Origin of the sequence: Salinarimonas sp. NSM (assembly GCF_052380005.1) — a bacterium.
GTDB lineage: Bacteria > Pseudomonadota > Alphaproteobacteria > Rhizobiales > Beijerinckiaceae > Salinarimonas.
Genome location: NZ_JBQTCJ010000060.1, coordinates 1 through 13,166 on the forward strand (window position 1 = coordinate 1; position 13,166 = coordinate 13,166).

General features: G+C 72.4%; 9 protein-coding genes. 4 read left to right on the forward strand and 5 right to left on the reverse strand.

The window, feature by feature from the left end; genetic code table 11:
- From ACTZWW_RS18420 to ACTZWW_RS18430, 3 genes are all read right to left on the reverse strand, one after another.
- Positions 1 to 1,671: heavy metal translocating P-type ATPase (locus ACTZWW_RS18420; protein WP_444782423.1), on the reverse strand; the 1,671-nt coding region annotated here is incomplete at its 3' end.
- A 117-nt stretch (positions 1,672 to 1,788) separates the two neighbouring features.
- Positions 1,789 to 3,609, reverse strand: coding sequence for a potassium/proton antiporter (locus ACTZWW_RS18425; protein WP_444782424.1), 1,821 nt, complete (start codon positions 3,607 to 3,609; stop codon positions 1,789 to 1,791).
- A 99-nt stretch (positions 3,610 to 3,708) separates the two neighbouring features.
- Positions 3,709 to 4,758 carry a methyl-accepting chemotaxis protein gene (locus ACTZWW_RS18430; protein ID WP_444782425.1) on the reverse strand — a complete coding sequence of 350 codons (1,050 nt, stop codon included), beginning with the start codon at positions 4,756 to 4,758 and terminating at the stop codon, positions 3,709 to 3,711.
- A 190-nt stretch (positions 4,759 to 4,948) separates the two neighbouring features.
- Here ACTZWW_RS18430 and ACTZWW_RS18435 point away from each other — a divergent pair, with 190 nt between their 5' ends.
- Positions 4,949 to 5,932, forward strand: a complete 984-nt coding sequence (locus tag ACTZWW_RS18435; RefSeq protein WP_444782426.1) for an L-threonylcarbamoyladenylate synthase — start codon at positions 4,949 to 4,951, stop codon at positions 5,930 to 5,932.
- 10 nt (positions 5,933 to 5,942) lie between these two features.
- Here ACTZWW_RS18435 and wrbA read toward each other — a convergent pair whose 3' ends face one another.
- Complete coding sequence (gene wrbA / locus ACTZWW_RS18440) at positions 5,943 to 6,542, reverse strand: NAD(P)H:quinone oxidoreductase (protein ID WP_444782427.1); 600 nt, start codon at positions 6,540 to 6,542, stop codon at positions 5,943 to 5,945.
- A gap of 143 nt (positions 6,543 to 6,685) precedes the next feature.
- Here wrbA and ACTZWW_RS18445 point away from each other — a divergent pair, with 143 nt between their 5' ends.
- Both ACTZWW_RS18445 and ACTZWW_RS18450 read left to right on the forward strand, forming a co-directional pair.
- A complete protein-coding gene (locus ACTZWW_RS18445) occupies positions 6,686 to 7,585 on the forward strand; it encodes a LysR family transcriptional regulator (RefSeq protein ID WP_444782428.1) in 900 nt (299 codons plus the stop codon).
- Position 7,586: 1 nt separating this feature from the next.
- Positions 7,587 to 8,363, forward strand: a complete 777-nt coding sequence (locus tag ACTZWW_RS18450; protein WP_444782429.1) for a DUF1499 domain-containing protein — start codon at positions 7,587 to 7,589, stop codon at positions 8,361 to 8,363.
- A gap of 175 nt (positions 8,364 to 8,538) precedes the next feature.
- Here the strand turns inward: ACTZWW_RS18450 and ileS are convergent, their stop codons facing one another.
- Positions 8,539 to 11,676, reverse strand: a complete 3,138-nt coding sequence (ileS, locus tag ACTZWW_RS18455; RefSeq protein ID WP_444782430.1) for an isoleucine--tRNA ligase — start codon at positions 11,674 to 11,676, stop codon at positions 8,539 to 8,541.
- A 173-nt stretch (positions 11,677 to 11,849) separates the two neighbouring features.
- Between ileS and ACTZWW_RS18460 the strand changes: the two genes are divergently transcribed.
- Positions 11,850 to 13,097 carry an allantoate amidohydrolase gene (locus ACTZWW_RS18460; RefSeq protein WP_444782431.1) on the forward strand — a complete coding sequence of 416 codons (1,248 nt, stop codon included), beginning with the start codon at positions 11,850 to 11,852 and terminating at the stop codon, positions 13,095 to 13,097.
- The last annotated feature ends 69 nt before the right edge of the window (positions 13,098 to 13,166 follow it).

A 13,166-nucleotide genomic window follows, 5' to 3' on the forward strand; every position in this document is an offset into this window, starting at 1 on the left:
GGCGGGCGCGACGCCCTCCGCCGCGGCCGCCTCGACCACGGCGCGGGCGAGCGGGTGCTCGCTGCCCGCCTGGAGGCCCGCGGCGACGGCGAGCGCGGCCTCCCGCGCGCCCTCGAACGCGGTGAACGTCGCGAGCCGTGGCCGGCCCTCGGTGAGCGTTCCCGTCTTGTCGAAGGCGACCGCGCGGATCGCCTTCGCCCGCTCGAGGCTCTCGGCGTCCTTGATCAGCACGCCGCCACGCGCGGCCGCGCCGGTGCCGGCCATGATCGCGGTCGGCGTGGCGAGCCCGAGCGCGCAGGGGCAGGCGATCACGAGCACGGCGACCGCGGTGACGATCGACGTCTCGAGATCCCCGGTCGTCAGCCACCAGGCGGCGAACGTCGCGATCGCGATGGCGACGACGACCGGAACGAAGATCGCCGCCACGCGGTCGACCAGCTTCTGGATCGGCGCCTTGGAGGATTGCGCGTTCTCCACGAGGCGAACGATGCGCGCGAGCGTCGTGTCGCCGCCCACCGCCACCGCCTCCGCGACGAGGACGCCCGAGCCGTTGACCGAGCCGCCGATGATGCGCTGGCCGTGCTCGCGGGTCACCGGCAGGCTCTCGCCGGTGACCATGCTCTCGTCCATCTCGGAGGCGCCCTCGCGGATCGTCGCGTCGACGGGCACGCGCTCGCCGGGACGCACGACGATCGCGTCGCCGAGCGCCACCTCGGACACCGGCACCTCGACCTCGGATCCGTCCGCGCGGCGCAGCCGGGCCACGTCGGGGCGCAGCGCCATCAGCGCCCGCACGGCGTCCGCAGTCCGCCGCTTGGCGCGCGCCTCGAGGTGCTTGCCCAGCAGCACCAGCGTGATGATGACGGCGGAGGCCTCGAAGTAGAGCTCCGGCGCGTGGTGGCCCGACGCCGTGAGGAGCAGGTAGAGCGACAGGAAGTAGGCCGCGCTCGTGCCGATGGCCACGAGGAGCTCCATGTTGCCTGTGCCCGCGCGCAAGGCCTTGAATCCGGCGCGATAGAACCGCGAGCCGAGCCAGAACTGCACCGGCGTCGCGAGCAGCAGCTGCATCCACGGCGGCGGCATCGCGTGCACGCCGAATGGCATCGCGAGCATAGGCAGCGCCAGCGGCGCGGTGAGCGCGAGGCCGACGACGACCTGGGTGCGCTCGTGGCGCTCCTGCGCCGCGATGCGCGCCTCCCGGCGGTCCTCTTCCTCGTCGGCGACGGGTTTCGCCCCGTAGCCGGCCTGGACGATCGCGCGTCGTGCCGCGTCTTCCAGCTCGCGGCCGAAGCCCACGATCGTCGCGCGCTCGCTCGCGAGGTTGACGCGGGCCTCGAGCACGCCGGGGACGGCGGCGAGCGCCTTCTCGACGCGCGAGACGCAGGACGCGCAAGTCATGCCCTCGACGGCGAGGGCGATCGTGCGCGGGTGCGCCTCGTAGCCGGCCTTCTCGATGGCGCCTGCGATGGCGCCGGCATCGGTACGGGCGGGGTCGTAGCCGAGGCTCACGCGCTCGGCGCCGAGATTGACGGCGACGTCGGCGACGCCGGGGACGGCGCCCACCGCGTTCTCGACGTGACGGACGCAGGATGCGCACGTCATGCCGCCCACGTCGATGTCGAGGCGGGCGAGGGCGGCGGCGTCGGTCGGCGTCTTCTGGGCGATGGTCATCGGGATCTCCGGGGCAGGGGGAACACGACCCCTTCTTCTGGTGTCCCGTGATCGTTAGACCCTCCCATCATGGGAAGGTCAATGCGTGTTTCCGCGTGCTCCCGCGGCCGCGCCCGCTCAGCCCGTGGGAGCCTCCGACCCTCCCTCGGCGTTCCGCGCGGCCCGGCGCTCGACGAGGAACCCGCGAACCTTGCCACCGATGCGCCCGACGAGTCCGCCCGCACCCACGCGCCCGTCCTCCTCGAACTCGACCACGGCCTTCGCGACCTGGTCGTCACGGATGGCGGTGGCGAGGAGGAAGGCGGGCTCGATCGCGATGCGATCGCCGATGTCGACGCGATCCTCGAAGCGCTCGGCGAAGCCCTCCGCGACGGTGAGGCCCTTGAGGTCGGCGGGCACGTGCAGGCCGTAGAGCGTGCACACGTCCTCGATCGCCGCGTCACCGCCGAAGGAGAAGGTGCCCACCCCGAAGGCCGAGGCGCCGTCGAGGGTCGCGAAGAGCCGGTCGAGCCGCGCCACGCGGGCGGGAGGGGCGAGGACGTAGACGTAGTCCCCGACCGCGAGATCGCCCGCCGCCTCGGGGGTCAGCACCTCGCCGCCGCGCACGATCATCACCGTGCGCATCCACGAGGGGAACACGGCGCCGGCGAGGACGGGGCTCGAGGGCGCCACGGGATAGCCGACGAGCTCGAGCTCGATCTGGCCCGGCAGGTCGATCTCGAGGCGCTTGATCTCGGGTCCCGCCTCCCGGACCTTGAGCCCTAGCCGCCCCGCCGCCCAGGCCACCGTCCAGCCCTGGACGAGGAGCGACACGAGCACGACGAAGAAGGCGACGTTGAAGTACGTCTCCGCGTTGGGGAGGCTCGCGAGCGTCGGGATCGCGGCGAGGAAGATCGAGACGGCGCCGCGCAGGCCCACCCACGACACGAAGGTCTTCTCACGCCGGGAGAAGCCGAAGGGCGTGAGGCACAGCCACACCGCCACGGGGCGGCCGACCACGATCAGGAAGACCGCCAGCAGCATCGCCGGCAGCGCGTAGGCGACGAGGGTCGAGGGCGTGACGAGGAGCCCCAGCACGAGGAACATCACGATCTGCGAGAGCCAGGTCGTGGCGTCGTGGAAGGACAGGATCGTGGGGAAGGCGCGCACCGGCCGGTTGCCGAGGATCAGCCCGGCGAGGTAGGCGGCGAGGAAGCCCGAGCCCTGCAGGACGCTCGCGAGCGCGAAGATCAGCACCGCGGCGGCGACGACGAGGAGCGGGTGCAGGCCCTGCGGCAGGGTCACCCGGTTGAGGGTCGCGGCGAGCGCGAGCCCGCCGGTGACGCCGATCGCCGTGCCCACCAGCGCCTGCTGCCCGAGGATGAGGGAGACCTCGACCCATCCGGTCGCCTGCGGCGCGAGCACCAGCTCGACGAGGACGAGGGTGAGGAAGACGGCGACGGGATCGTTCGTCGCGCTCTCGATCTCGATCGCGTTGGCGACGCGCCGGCGCAGCTGCACGCCCTTCGAGCGCATCAGGAAGAACACCGCGGCGGCGTCCGTGGAGGCGACGATGGCGCCGACCAGCAGGCCCTCGACGAGACGCAGATCGAGGATCAGCGTCGCGACGGCCCCCGTGATCCCCGCGGTGAGGACGACGCCGATCGTCGAGAGCATCAGCGCCGGCGCGAGCACGCCGCGAAAGCTCGAGAAGCGTGTGCGCAGGCCGCCGTCGAACAGGATCACCGCGAGCGCCAGCGAGCCGACGATGTAGGCGATCCGGTAGTCGTTGAAGACGATGCCGCCGGGGCCGTCCTGGCCGGCGAGCATGCCCAGGCACAGGAAGAGGAACAGCAGCGGCGCGCCGAAGCGCGAGGCGACGAGGCTCGTCGCGATGCCGAGCACGACGAAGACCGCGCCGAACAGGAGCGCCACGTTCGAGAATGCGAGGCTCTCCATGCCGTCGTCGCCGCCTCCGTCCCGGACATCGGGACCCGAAACGCATCCTTAGCCGAGAGGATGCGGTTCGCGAAGGGCGTTGGCGGTATGGCCCCTGCGTCAGCCCCGCCGCACGATCGCGCCGTACCAGCCGAGCCCCGCATAGGTCTCGTAGCCGGGCGTCGCGTGGAAGGCGACGAAGCTGCCGTCCGCCTGGTGCTCGAAGCCGGCGCGGAGCCCGCGGATCGGCAGGGACAGCCGCTCGGAGAGGATGCCGCGCCCGTCGGAGGCGGCGATGACGCGCTGCTCGGCGTCGAGGAGCAGGACGCGCGTCGCGTCGCGCTCCTCCGGGGCGATGCGCACGCCCTCCACGATGGCGCGCGCCTGCGACTCCCAGTCGAAGTGAATCGCGAGCACCCCGAGCGGGCGCCCGTGCGCCTCCCCTGCCTCGCGCACGCTGGCGCAGTAGGTCGCGACCTGCGCGTCCCCCAGACGATGCTGGCGCGCGACGTCGGCGGCGACGTAGTCGTCTCCCGAGGTGAGGCTCGCGGCCCGACGGAACCAGGGCTCGTGGGCCACCGAGGACCCGCGGACCCGGTAGCGGTCCGGGCGGCCGTTGGCGATGACGGTGCCTTCCGCGTCGCAGAGCCACAGGTCGAGGTAGACCGTGTAGGCGTCGAGGATCACGCCGAGGCGCTTCGAGGCGTGGCGGCAGGCCTCCTCGGACGGGTCGGCCGCGGCGTCGACGACGGCGGAATCCGTGGCCCACCAGCGCACGTCGCAGGTGCGCTCGTACAGGTTCCGGTCGATCAGCTCGATGGCGTTGAGGGCCAGATCGACGTAGCGTTGCCCCTGCGCCTTCTCCGCCAGCGCCTCGACCTCGGACTGGAGGTCCTGGATGCGCTGGGCGAGGTGGTCCTCCAGCTCGCGGGACACGGAGGCGACGATGTCGCCGACCGTGCGCACCTCCTGCGCCACCACCGAGAAGCCGCGCCCCTGCTCGCCCGCGCGCTGCGCCTCGATCATGGCGTTGAGTGCCAGGATCTTCATCTGGCCCGTGATCTGCTGGATGCGGCGCGTCTTCTCCACGGCGACGGTCCGCAGCTCCGCCGTCCGCGAGGCGATGGAGCTGAGCGAGGCGTCGGAGCCGATCGGCTGTGCTGGTGGCATGGTGCGTCCCTGTCGGCGTGTCGTCGGCAACGTCGCATATTTTTAGAAGGAAGCTGAACCAACCATTAATACGGCTGAACTCGGCGGCCCGAGGAGCCCGTCCGTGCCGCGAATTCTCGTTTCGCGCAGGCGATCGCGCCGTTCCGTGCTATGCGACCGACCGATCAGGATGCCGGCGGAGGGCCGGCCCATGCGAGTCGCCACCATGCCCACCCGCCGCCTTCCCGCCGCCGACCCAGCCGCGATAGCGGACGCCGCCGCGCTGCTGCGGGCGGGCGCGCTCGTGGCCTTCCCCACGGAGACGGTCTACGGGCTGGGGGCCGACGCGACCGATTCGGCGGCGGTCGTGCGCATCTACGAGGCGAAGCAGCGCCCGCGCTTCAACCCGTTGATCGCGCATCTGCCGGACGTGGCGGCCGTGGAAGGGCAGGGCGTCCTCGACGCTCCCGCACGCCGCCTCGCCGAGGCCTTCTGGCCCGGGCCGCTGACGCTGGTCGTGCCGCGTGCACCGGGGGGCGACGTCTGCGACGTGGCGCGGGCGGGCCTCGACACGGTGGCGCTGCGGGTGCCGGCGCATCCCGTCGCGCACGCGCTGCTCGTGGCGGCCGGCCGCCCGATCGTCGCGCCCTCGGCCAACCGGTCGGGCCGCGTGAGCCCGACGGCGGCGGATCACGTGCTGGAGGATCTCGACGGGCGAATCGCGGCGGTGCTCGACGGCGGCGAGACGCCGGTCGGCGTCGAATCGACCATCGTCGCCTGCCTGGACGGGACCCCGCGCTTGCTGCGGCCCGGCGGGATTCCGCGCGCCGCGCTCGAGGCGGTCCTGGGAGCGCGGATCGACGCCGCGCAGGCGGAGGGCGGCGTGCGTGCGCCGGGCATGCTCGCGTCGCACTATGCCCCGCGGGCGCGGGTCCGCCTCGACGTGACGGAGATCCGCGACGGAGAGGCGGCGCTGCTGTTCGGCGAGGGCGAGCCGGAGGGGTGCGCGCGCGCGGTCGCGACGCTGAACCTCAGCGCGCGGGGCGACCTCGCCGAGGCGGCCGCGCGGCTGTTCGCCGCGCTGCGCCGGCTCGACGCCAGCGGCGCGGCGACGATCGCCGTCGCGCCGATCCCGGCGGAGGGGCTGGGCGAGGCGATCCGCGATCGCCTCGCGCGCGCCGCCGCGGAGCGATGAGCGGGATGCGTCAGCCCGCGAGCTTGCCCGCGATCTGCGCCACGTGACGGCCCTGGAAGCGCGCACCCTCGAGCTCGATCGCGGAGGGCTGGCGCGACCCGTCGCCGGCGGCGATGGTCGAGGCGCCATACGGCGAGCCCCCCTTCACCTCCTCCACGCCCATCTGCCCGGCGAAGGCGTAGGGCAGGCCGACGATCACCATGCCGTGGTGCAGGAGCACCGTGTGGAACGACAGGATCGTCGATTCCTGGCCGCCGTGCTGCGTCGCCGAGGAGGTGAACACCGAGCCGACCTTGCCGACGAGCTTGCCCTGGGCCCAGAGCGCACCGGTCTGGTCGAGGAAGTTCTTCATCTGGGCGGCCATGTTGCCGTAGCGCGTCGGCGTGCCGAAGATGATCGCGTCGTAGTCGGCGAGCTCGTTCGGGTCGGCGATCGGCGCCGCCTGGTCGAGCTTGTAGTGCGCGCCCTTCGCGATCTCGTCGGGGACGAGCTCGGGCACGCGCTTGACCACGACCTCGGCGCCGGCCTCGCGCGCGCCCTCGGCGGCGGCGTTCGCCATCTGCTCGATGTGGCCCCAGGTGGAGTAGTAGAGGACGAGAACCTTCGCCATGACCGGGATCTCCTGCATTGTCGGGGGGCGCCTCGGCGCGGGGTCGCGCGCGGGCAGGCGCCGTCGACGCGAAAAGTAGACTTTCCTCGACGCAACGCTAGCTGTATCCTCGACAGCGAAACTTTGCGCGGACGCAAGAGATCATGACCACCAGCCAGCTCGCCTGGGACGACTTCCGCCTCGTGAAGACCATCGCGGAGGCGCGCGGGCTGACCGGCGCCGCGGCGGCGCTCGGGGTCAACCACTCCACCGCCTTCCGGCGGCTCGGCCAGCTCGAGACGGCGCTCGGCGTCAAGCTGTTCGACCGCCACCGCACCGGCTACGTGCTCACCACGGCGGGCGAGGAGATGTGCGCCATCGCCGAGCGGATGGACGAGGACATCAACGGCTTCGCCCGCAAGATCGCAGGACAATCGATCGCGCCCGCCGGCGAGCTGCGGGTCACGACGAGCGATTCGCTCCTCGTCCACCTGCTGATGCCGATCTTCGCCGACTTCCGGCTCCGCTATCCCGAGATCCGGCTCGACCTCGTCCTTGCCAACCAGGCGCTCAACCTGTCCAAGCGCGACGCCGACGTCGCCGTGCGCGCCACCGACGCGCCCCCGGAGACGCTCGTCGGCCGGCGGCTCGCGACGATCAACTGGGCCTTCTACGGGCGGCGCGAGGACTTCCCCGATCCGCAGGCGCCGGACATCGCATCGCTCTACGCACGCGACTGGGTCTCGCTCGGCGACAACCTGTCCGGCCTCAAGGTGGCGAAATTCGTGCGCGACCACGTCGCGCCCGAGCGCGTCGCCGCGAAGATCTCCACCGTGCTGGGGCTCGCGGAGGCGATCGAGACGGGAATGGGAATCGGTGCGATCCCCTGCCTGATCGGCGATGCCCGTCCCGCCCTGCGGCGCATCTCCGACCCGCGGCCCGACTTCTCGGCGGGCCTGTGGCTGCTCACCCACCCGGACCTGCGCCGCTCGGCGCGCGTGCGCGTCTTCCTCGACTTCGTCGCCGCCGAGATCGGCGCGCGCCGGGCGCTGATCGAGGGCTGAGATGCGTCGTCTCATCGTCGAGGACCCGATGTCGCGGCCCGCGACCTGGGCGCTGCGGCTCGGCTGGCTCGGGCTGGCGGTCCTCCTGATCGCGGGCCTCGTCCTGCGGGCGCGGCGCGTGGAGCTCGAGCCCGGCCTCGCCGCGCTCGCCGCCGCCTGCGTCGTTGCGGCCCTCGCCGCGCTTCTCGCGCTGCTCGCCTTCGTGCGCATCTGGCGGGAGGGGCATCGCGGCTTCGGGCGCGCGGTGGGCGGGCTCCTGCTCGCGGTCGTCACGCTCGCCTATCCGGCGCTGGTCGGCGTGCGCAGCTACGCCGGCCCGCCGATGCTCGACGTGGCGACGCGCGCCTCCCCGCCGCTGACGTTCTCGGCCTCGCGCGCCGCGAGCGAGGCGCGGGAGGGCTGGCGTCCGGCTCCGACGCCCGCGGGCCTGCGCGAGCGCCAGCGCGCCGCGGCACCCGCGCTGGCCGGCCTCGACGTCGCCCTGCCCGAGGACGCCGCCTACGCCCTCGCCCGCGAGGCGGCGGAGGCGCTCGGTTACGACGTCGTGGAGGCCGCGGCGCCCGGCGGGCGCGGCCCGGTGGCGCGCATCGAGGCCCGCACCGAGACCTTCGTCCTGCGCTTCCCCGTCGAGCTGACACTGCGCGTCTCGCCGACGCCGACCGGCGCGCGCATCGACGCCCGCGCCGTCACCCGCGCGCCCCTTGCCGACCTCGGCGGCGCGCGCTGGCGCGTCGAGCGGCTGCTGGCGGAGATCGATGCGCGGGCGGGGCTGCTGTGACCGTGTGCACCTCCCCCATCGGGGAAGGTGGATCGGCGGCGAAGGCGACGAGACGGAGGGGGGCGCCGTAAGGCGCGCTTCGGCGACAGCCGAGACCGGACGTGTCGAGCCGCGGGACCCCGCCCCTGATCCGCTCACGCGGATCCTCCCCGCCCCGAGAGGGCGGGAGTAACGCTCACCCCGCCTTGGCCACCCCGATCTCGATCTCGCCGCCCTTGAGCGGCCCCTTCGCGAGGTAGCCGGCGGGGGTGCCCTCGGTCCAGCGCACCGTCGCGGCCAGCGTCTCCCCGGCGAGCATCTCCTCGTAGGCGGAGACGTCCTCGCGGGCGTCCGCCGTCCCGCGCAGCTCGAGCACGATCCGGTCGGCGACGTCGAGCCCCGCGTCCTTGCGCGCGGTCTGGACGAGGCGGATCAGGTCGCGGGCGACGCCCTCGCGCTCGAGCGCGGCGTCGAGCGCCGTGTCGAGCACGACGACACCGGTCCCCGACGCGAAGGGCATGGCGTCGACGCCGCCCGCGGCCTCGAATCGGAACTCGAACTCGCCCGGGTCGACGACCGCGCCCTCGACGACGACGCGACCCGCCTCGCCCGGCGTCCACCGCCCCTCCAGGCCCGCCTTGCGCACGGCGCCGAGCGCCTTGCCCAGCCGCTTGCCGACCTTCGGATCGACGGCGACGACGGTCTTGCCGAAGCGGCCCGGGTCGTCGACCAGCGCGATCTCCTTGACGTTGACCTCGTCGGCGATGAGCGCGCGCATCGGCTCGAGCGTGGCGCAGTCCGCGTAGGCCACCGTGAGCGACCGCAGCGGCTGGCGCACGCGCAGCCCCTTGTCGGTGCGGATCGACAGCGCCGCGGAACAGACCTCGCGCGCGAGGTCCATGCGCCGCACGAGCTCGGCGTCCGCCGGCAGCGCGTCCGCGTCCGGCCAGTCGGCGAGATGGACGCTGGCGTCGTCGCAGAGCACGGCGTGCATGTGCTCGGTGAGGAACGGCAGGAAGGGCGCCAGCGTCCGCGTCGCGGTGACGAGCACCGTGTAGAGCGTGTCGTAGGCGTCGCGCTTGTCCTGGGTGATCTCGGACCCCCAGAACCGGTCGCGCGAGCGGCGGATGTACCAGTTGTTCAGCGTGTCGATGAAGGGCAGGTAGGCCGCCGTGGCCCGGGGGATGTCGAGGTCCGCCATGGCGCCCTCGACGGCGCGCACGAAGTCGCCGGTCTTTGCCAGGATGTAGCGGTCGAGCTCGCCCGCCGCGTCGGTGCGGTGGGTCGCGCGGTAGCCGTCCGTGCTGGCGTAGAGCGTGAAGAAGTAGAACGCGTTCCAGAGCGGCAGCATCACCTGCCGCACGGTCTCGGCGATGGCGCGCCCGTCCTTGGGCATGGCGAGATCGCCGCCCGCCAGGAGCGGCGAGGAGACCATGTACCAGCGCAGCGCGTCCGCCCCGTGCGTGTTGAACACGTCGACGGGGTCGGGATAGTTCTTCAGGCGCTTGGAGAGCTTCTGCTTGTTCTCGTCGAGCACGACGCCGTGGCAGATGCAGCTCTTGAACGGCGCCTTGTCGAACAGCGCAGTCGAGAGCACCATCAGCGTGTAGAACCAGCCGCGCGTCTGCGCCACGTACTCGACGATGAAGTCGCCGGGGAAGTGGCTCTCGAACCACTCCTTGTTCTCGAACGGGTAGTGCACCTGGGCGAACGGCATCGAGCCCGACTCGAACCAGCAGTCGAACACGTCCTCGATGCGGCGCATGGTCGACTTGCCGGTCGGGTCGTCAGGGTTGGGGCGGGTCAGCTGGTCGATGGCCGGGCGGTGCAGGTCCTCGAGCTTCACCCCGAAGTCCCGCTCCAGCTCCTCGATCGAGCCGTAGACGTCCACGCGCGGGTAGCGCGGGTCGTCCGACTTCCACACGGGAAGCGGCGAGCCCCAGAAGCGGTTGCGCGAGATGTTCCAGTCGTGCGCGTTCTCGAGCCACTTGCCGAAGAGCCCGTCGCGCACGTGGTCGGGCACCCAGCGGATGTCCTTGTTCAGTTCCACCATCCGGTCGCGGAAGGCGGTGACCTTCACGTACCAGGACTGGACGGCCTTGTAGATCAGGGGCTGGTCCGTGCGCCAGCAATGCGGGTAGGAGTGGTCGTAGCTCTCGTGGCGCAGCACGCGGCCCGCGTCCTTCAGGTCGCGGATGATGTCCTTGTTGGCCTCGAAGACGTTCAGGCCCTGGTAGGGCGGCACCTGGTCGGTGAAGTTGCCGGCGAGATCGACCGGGTCGATCACCGGGATGCCGGCGGCGGTCGCCACCCGCATGTCGTCCTCGCCGAAGGCCGGAGCGAGGTGCACCACGCCCGTGCCGCCGTCGAGCTCGACGAAGTCGCCCGCGATCACCTGGAAGGCGTTCGGCGCATCCTCGAAGAACGGGAACAGCGGCGTGTAGCGGCGCCCGACGAGGTCCAAGCCCTTCAGCGTGCCGACCTGCTCGTAGCCCTCCAGCTCCTTCTTGTACGCCTCGACCCGCGCCTGCGCCACGATGGCGCGCTCAGCACCCTTGGCGAGCACGGCGTAGTCGGCCTCGGAATTGACCGCGAGCGCGAGGTTCGAGGGCAGCGTCCAGGGCGTCGTCGTCCAGGCGTAGAGCTTGGGCGCGATGTCCTCGCCGGGCGCCTTGTCGAGCGTGAAGCCCACCGTCAGCGCCGGGTCCTGGCGCATGCGATACGAGTTGTCGAGGCGCGTCTCGAAGTTCGACAGCGGCGTCTGCACGGCCCAGGAATAGGGCACGACGCGGTAGCCCTCGTAGATCAGGCCCTTGTCCCACAGGGTCTTGAAGGCCCACAGCACGCTCTCCATGAAGGAGCGGTCCATGGTCTTGTAGTCGTTGCGGAAATCGACCCAGCGGCCCTGCCGCCCGACATAGTACTCCCAGTCGTCGGTGAACTGCAGCACCGAGCGGCGGCAATGCGCGTTGAAGTGCTCGATGCCGTACTCGACGATCGACTGGCGGCCCGAGAGGTTGAGCTCCTTCTCGGAATGCAGCTCGGCCGGAAGGCCGTGGCAATCCCAGCCGAAGCGGCGGTCCACCGCCTTGCCCTTCATGGTCTGGAAGCGCGGCACCAGGTCCTTCACGAAACCGGTGACGAGGTGCCCGTAATGCGGCAGGCCGTTGGCGAAGGGCGGGCCGTCGTAGAACACGAACTCCGGCGCGCCCGCCTCCTTGCGCTGCGCGATCGAGCGCTCGAACGTCCGCTCGCTCGTCCAGCGCGCGGCGACCTTCTGCTCGAGGTCGGGGAAGTTCGGGTTCTGCTCGACGGGCGGGTAGGCGCGGGTCACGGGGCGGCCTCGTTTCCTCAGCATGGGAGCCGGTGAATTAAGCGTTCCGGCCGCGCGATGCAACGGAATGCGGAACCCGGTCCGCGCGGGGCGGGCATGCGACGGTCGACAAGCCGGCCCGTCTCCCGCATCGTGCGCCGCGATCGATCGGGCGAGACCAGAGGGAGGCGAGCATGGCGGGGAACGTTCGGATGGACGAGATGGGTACGCGCGCGATGGCGATGATCGCCGATCTCGCCCGCCACACCGACGAGCCGGGCCGGCTCACCCGCCTCTACCTCTCCCCCGCCCACGCCGCCTGCGCCGACGCCACCGCCGCCCTGATGCGTGACGCGGGGCTCACCGTCTCCCGCGACGCGCTCGGCACGATCGTCGGTCGCCGCGAGGGACCGACGCCCGACGCGCCGACGCTCCTGATCGGCTCCCACATCGACAGCGTGGTGAACGCCGGCATCTACGACGGGCCGCTCGGCGTCGTCTGCGGCATCCTCGCGGCGGACGCGCTGCGCCGGGAGGACCTGCCCTTCGCGCTGGAGATCCTCGCCTTCGGCGACGAGGAGAACGTGCGCTTCCCTACCTCACTCGCCTCCTCCTCGGCGCTCGCCGGCGATTTCCGGCCGGAATGGCTCGACGGCGCGGACGCCGACGGCGTCACCCTGCGCGAGGCGCTTCATGCCTTCGGCTGCGACCCGGCGGGCATCGGCGCCATCGCCCGCGACCCGGCGCGCACGCTCGGCTATCTCGAGGTGCACATCGAGCAGGGGCCGGTGCTGGAGGCCGGTGACCTCGCGGTGGGCGTCGTCACCGCGATCAACGGCGCGACGCGCGCGCGCTGCACGGTGGACGGCACGGCCGGCCACGCCGGCACGGTGCCGATGGGCATGCGCCGGGACGCGCTGGCCGCCACGGCGGAGATGATCGCGCTCGTCGAGCGCGCCGGCACCGCCGCCCGCGACGCGGTGGCGACGGTGGGCGTGTGCACGGTCGAGCCCGGCGCGCTCAACGTCATCCCCGCGCGCACCCGCTTCACCCTCGACATCCGCGCGCCGGACGACGCCGTACGCGCGGCCCTGGTGGACGAGATCGTCTCGGGCTGCCGCGCGATCGCGGAGCGCCGCGGCGTCGCCTTCGCCGAGGAGCGCTTCATGGACCAGGCGGCCACCGCCATGGACGCGCGCCTCGCCGCGGCGCTCGAGACCGGCGCCGCCCGCGCCGGCGAGGAGACGATCCGCCTGCCCTCCGGCGCCGGCCACGACGCGGTGGCCATGGCCCGCCTGTGCCCCTCCGCCATGCTGTTCGTGCGCTGCGAAGGCGGGGTGAGCCACAACCCGGCGGAGAAGATCACCGCGGCGGACGCGGGGGCGGCAGTGCGGACGCTGGTGGAGGCGGTGCGGGTGCTGGGGGAGGGGGTGCGGGGCTAGAGCATCATCCCACCAAGTGGAACCCGGTCGGTGGACGAGATGATGCTCCAACGAGGAATCTGACGCGCC

What these genes read in the sequence shown, in the direction of transcription:
- ACTZWW_RS18425 (WP_444782424.1), bottom strand. Translation starts at nt 3,609, where the DNA reads ATGGAGAGCCTCGCATTCTCGAACGTGGCGCTCCTGTTCGGCGCGGTC.
- ACTZWW_RS18430 (WP_444782425.1), bottom strand. Translation starts at nt 4,758, where the DNA reads ATGCCACCAGCACAGCCGATCGGCTCCGACGCCTCGCTCAGCTCCATC.
- ACTZWW_RS18435 (WP_444782426.1), top strand. Translation starts at nt 4,949, where the DNA reads ATGCGAGTCGCCACCATGCCCACCCGCCGCCTTCCCGCCGCCGACCCA.
- wrbA (WP_444782427.1), bottom strand. Translation starts at nt 6,542, where the DNA reads ATGGCGAAGGTTCTCGTCCTCTACTACTCCACCTGGGGCCACATCGAG.
- ACTZWW_RS18445 (WP_444782428.1), top strand. Translation starts at nt 6,686, where the DNA reads ATGACCACCAGCCAGCTCGCCTGGGACGACTTCCGCCTCGTGAAGACC.
- ACTZWW_RS18450 (WP_444782429.1), top strand. Translation starts at nt 7,587, where the DNA reads ATGCGTCGTCTCATCGTCGAGGACCCGATGTCGCGGCCCGCGACCTGG.
- ACTZWW_RS18460 (WP_444782431.1), top strand. Translation starts at nt 11,850, where the DNA reads ATGGCGGGGAACGTTCGGATGGACGAGATGGGTACGCGCGCGATGGCG.